Here is a 5009-nt window from a genome sequence, read left to right as displayed (position 1 = left end):
CAAGTCGAGCGGTAAGGCCTCTTCGGGGGTACACGAGCGGCGAACGGGTGAGTAACACGTGAGCAACCTACCCTCAACTTCGGGATAAGCCTCGGAAACGGGGTCTAATACCGGATATCACTCCTGCCTTCATGGGTGGGGGTTGAAAGTTCTGGCGGTTGGGGATGGGCTCGCGGCCTATCAGCTTGTTGGTGGGGTAATGGCCTACCAAGGCGTCGACGGGTAGCCGGCCTGAGAGGGCGACCGGCCACACTGGGACTGAGACACGGCCCAGACTCCTACGGGAGGCAGCAGTGGGGAATATTGCGCAATGGGCGGAAGCCTGACGCAGCAACGCCGCGTGAGGGATGACGGCCTTCGGGTTGTAAACCTCTTTCAGCAGGGACGAAGCGAGAGTGACGGTACCTGCAGAAGAAGGACCGGCCAACTACGTGCCAGCAGCCGCGGTAATACGTAGGGTCCGAGCGTTGTCCGGAATTATTGGGCGTAAAGGGCTCGTAGGCGGTTCGTCACGTCGGGAGTGAAAACTCGGAGCTCAACTCCGAGCCTGCTTCCGATACGGGCAGACTAGAGGTAGGCAGGGGAGAGCGGAACTCCTGGTGTAGCGGTGGAATGCGCAGATATCAGGAAGAACACCGGTGGCGAAGGCGGCTCTCTGGGCCTTACCTGACGCTGAGGAGCGAAAGCGTGGGTAGCGAACAGGATTAGATACCCTGGTAGTCCACGCCGTAAACGTTGGGCGCTAGGTGTGGGGGACATTCCACGTCCTCCGTGCCGCAGCTAACGCATTAAGCGCCCCGCCTGGGGAGTACGGCCGCAAGGCTAAAACTCAAAGGAATTGACGGGGGCCCGCACAAGCGGCGGAGCATGCGGATTAATTCGATGCAACGCGAAGAACCTTACCTGGGTTTGACATATAGGGAAATCCTCCAGAGATGGGGGGTCCGTAAGGGTCCTATACAGGTGGTGCATGGCTGTCGTCAGCTCGTGTCGTGAGATGTTGGGTTAAGTCCCGCAACGAGCGCAACCCTCGTCCTATGTTGCCAGCACGTTATGGTGGGGACTCATAGGAGACTGCCGGGGTCAACTCGGAGGAAGGTGGGGATGACGTCAAGTCATCATGCCCCTTATGTCCAGGGCTTCACGCATGCTACAATGGCCGGTACAAAGGGCTGCGAAACTGTAAGGTGGAGCGAATCCCAAAAAGCCGGTCTCAGTTCGGATTGGGGTCTGCAACTCGACCCCATGAAGTCGGAGTCGCTAGTAATCGCAGATCAGCAACGCTGCGGTGAATACGTTCCCGGGCCTTGTACACACCGCCCGTCACGTCATGAAAGTCGGCAACACCCGAAGCCGGTGGCCTAACCCTTGTGGAGGGAGCCGTCGAAGGTGGGGCTGGCGATTAGGACGAAGTCGTAACAAGGTAGCCGTACCGGAAGGTGCGGCTGGATCACCTCCTTTCTAAGGAGCACTGGCAGCTGCGGCCCCTGTTTGGGGTGTGGTTGTCTACTCGTCGTTTCCAGGACGGATGTTTCTGGGCGACGGTGCTTCGGACTGTGGAACATTGACCATTAGATGTGCAGCGAGACCGCTGAAGCTAGTACTGCCGATTCCTTCGGGATGAGGCGTGGAACGTGGTGGTGGTGGAGTGAATCGTCGAGGCGCGCTGTTGGGTCCTGAGGAATCGGGCCGTGGATCTTCGGGTCTGTGGACTGGTTTTTCTGGGTCACTTGCTGCACCGGGTGCTGTTGTGTGCCTGGTGTGGTGGTGTGGCTGGGGCCGGCTCTCACCAAACTTCTGGTGGTGGTGCTTGAGGGGTGTGTTGTTTCCCCTGAGGGTGTTGTCCGAGGGTAGTGGTGGTTCAGGGTTGGTGTTCCTGCCCGTATTTTGAGAACTGTATAGTGGACGCGAGCATCTTTGTAGTTTTTGTTGTGTGACAAGCTACTAAGGGCAATCGGTGGATGTCTAGGCACCAAGAGCCGATGAAGGACGTTGGAGCCTGCGATAAGCCCCGGGGAGTTGGCAACCAAGCTGTGATCCGGGGGTGTCCGAATGGGGAAACCCAGCTGGCACTCTAAAGCCAGTTACCAGTGCCTGAACACATAGGGTTCTGGAGGGAACGCGGGGAAGTGAAACATCTCAGTACCCGCAGGAAGAGAAAACAATAGTGATTCCGTGAGTAGTGGCGAGCGAAAGCGGATGAGGCTAAACCATGTGCGTGTGATAGCCGGCGTGCGTTGCGTACATGGGGTTGTGGGAGCATTCAGGCCTTAATGCCGTGAGGTCGGGGAGTTATAAATCATCGTTGAAGTCGAATCTTCTGGAATGTTGAGCCGTAGTGGGTAATGGCCCCGTAGACGTAAGACGATGACTTCCGAGTGTTTTCCCAAGTAGCACGGGACTCTTGAAATCCCGTGTGAATCTGGCGGGACCACCCGCTAAGCCTAAATACTTCTTGGTGACCGATAGCGGACTAGTACCGTGAGGGAAAGATGAAAAGTACCCCGGGAGGGGAGTGAAATAGTACCTGAAACCGGTTGCCTACAATCCGTCGGAGCGCTCACCTTGTGTGGGTGTGACGGCGTGCCTTTTGAAGAATGAGCCTGCGAGTTAGTGGTATGTGGCGAGGTTAACCCGTGTGGGGTAGCCGTAGCGAAAGCGAGTCTGAATAGGGCGCTTTAGTCGCATGCTCTAGACCCGAAGCGGAGTGATCTATCCATGGGCAGGTTGAAGCGCGGGTAAGACCGCGTGGAGGACCGAACCCACCAGGGTTGAAAACCTGGGGGATGACCTGTGGATAGGGGTGAAAGGCCAATCAAACTCCGTGATAGCTGGTTCTCCCCGAAATGCATATAGGTGCAGCGTCGCGTGTTTCTTACCGGAGGTAGAGCACTGGATGGTCTAGGGGGCTTACCGGCTTACCGAAATCAGCCAAACTCCGAATGCCGGTAAGTGAGAGCGCGGCAGTGAGACTGCGGGGGATAAGCTCCGTAGTCGAGAGGGAAACAGCCCAGATCACCAGCTAAGGCCCCTAAGCGATTGCTAAGTGGAAAAGGATGTGGAGTTGCCCAGACAACCAGGAGGTTGGCTTAGAAGCAGCCACCCTTGAAAGAGTGCGTAATAGCTCACTGGTCAAGTGATTCCGCGCCGACAATGTAGCGGGGCTCAAGCAATCCGCCGAAGCTGTGGCATTCATATTTGTACTCGGCCCGGGACTTTGGTTCTGGGTCCAGGTGTGTGGATGGGTAGGGGAGCGTCGTGCAGCGTGTGAAGCAGCAGAGTGATCTAGTTGTGGATGCTGCACGAGTGAGAATGCAGGCATGAGTAGCGAATGACGGGTGAGAAACCCGTCCGCCGAATGATCAAGGGTTCCAGGGTCAAGCTAATCTGCCCTGGGTAAGTCGGGACCTAAGGCGAGGCCGACAGGCGTAGTCGATGGACAACGGGTTGATATTCCCGTACCGGCATTAACACGACCCGACCGAACCTGGTGATGCTAAGACCGTGAAGTTCTGATGTCTTCGGACGGATGAGTGGAGTGGTCGACCCGAGCTGGTATTAGGTGCACTAAGGAGTGACGCAGGAGGGTAGTCCAACCGCGGCGATGGTAGGCGCAAGCTGATCCGCGGGCAAGGTGGTAGGGCGAGGCATAGGCAAATCCGTGTCTCATGATGCCTGAGAGCCGAGGCGGACCCGTTTAGGGGAAGTGGATGATCCCATGCTGCCGAGAAAAACTTCGTAGTGAGTGTTAGAGCCGCCCGTACCCCAAACCGACACAGGTGATCAGGTAGAGAATACCAAGGCGATCGAGTGAACCATGGTTAAGGAACTCGGCAAAATGCCCCCGTAACTTCGGGAGAAGGGGGGCCTGATGCGTTACTCCACTTGCTGGGGGAAGCGTTGATGGCCGCAGAGACCAGGCCCAAGCGACTGTTTACTAAAAACACAGGTCCGTGCGAAGAAGTAATTCGATGTATACGGACTGACGCCTGCCCGGTGCTGGAACGTTAAGGGGACAGGTTAGCCGGTTTAGGCCGGCGAAGCTTTGAACTTAAGCGCCAGTAAACGGCGGTGGTAACTATAACCATCCTAAGGTAGCGAAATTCCTTGTCGGGTAAGTTCCGACCTGCACGAATGGCGTAACGACTTGGGCGCTGTCTCAACCATGGACTCGGCGAAATTGCATTACGAGTAAAGATGCTCGTTACGCGCAGCAGGACGGAAAGACCCCGGGACCTTTACTACAACTTGGTATTGGTGGTCGGTACAACTTGTGTAGGATAGGTGGGAGACTGTGAAGCCCGGACGCCAGTTCGGGTGGAGTCATCGTTGAAATACCACTCTGGTTGTTCTGGCTGTCTAACTTCGGTCCATTATCTGGATCAGGGACAGTGCCTGGTGGGTAGTTTGACTGGGGCGGTCGCCTCCTAAAAGGTAACGGAGGCGCTCAAAGGTTCCCTCAGCCTGGTTGGCAATCAGGTGTCGAGTGTAAGTGCACAAGGGAGCTTGACTGTGAGACAGACATGTCGAGCAGGGACGAAAGTCGGAACTAGTGATCCGGCGGTGGCATGTGGGAGCACCGTCGCTCAACGGATAAAAGGTACCCCGGGGATAACAGGCTGATCTTCCCCAAGAGTCCATATCGACGGGATGGTTTGGCACCTCGATGTCGGCTCGTCGCATCCTGGGGCTGGAGTAGGTCCCAAGGGTTGGGCTGTTCGCCCATTAAAGCGGCACGCGAGCTGGGTTTAGAACGTCGTGAGACAGTTCGGTCCCTATCCGCTGCGCGCGCAGGAGACTTGAGAAGGGCTGCCCCTAGTACGAGAGGACCGGGGTGGACGAACCTCTGGTGTGCCAGTTGTTCCGCCAGGAGCACGGCTGGTTGGCTACGTTCGGGAGTGATAACCGCTGAAAGCATCTAAGCGGGAAGCACGCTTCAAGATGAGGTCTCCCACCGAGTTAATCGGGTAAGGCCCCCAGTAGACCACTGGGTTGATAGGCCAGAGGTG

2 rRNA genes are annotated in these 5009 nt (G+C 56.8%); both read left to right on the top strand.

Features of this window, described 5'->3' with window-relative positions:
- Nucleotides 1-1461, top strand: a 16S ribosomal RNA gene (locus tag ABD210_RS32355); the annotation flags it as partial.
- Nucleotides 1462-1934: 473 nt separating this feature from the next.
- Nucleotides 1935-5009: ribosomal RNA gene (locus ABD210_RS32350) — 23S ribosomal RNA — on the top strand; the annotation flags it as partial.

Origin of the sequence: Kribbella alba, from assembly GCF_039529635.1 — a bacterium.
Taxonomy (GTDB): Bacteria; Actinomycetota; Actinomycetes; order Propionibacteriales; family Kribbellaceae; genus Kribbella; species Kribbella alba.
Note: the sequence above shows the minus strand (reverse complement) of the source record. Positions and strands in the feature narration are given on the sequence as shown.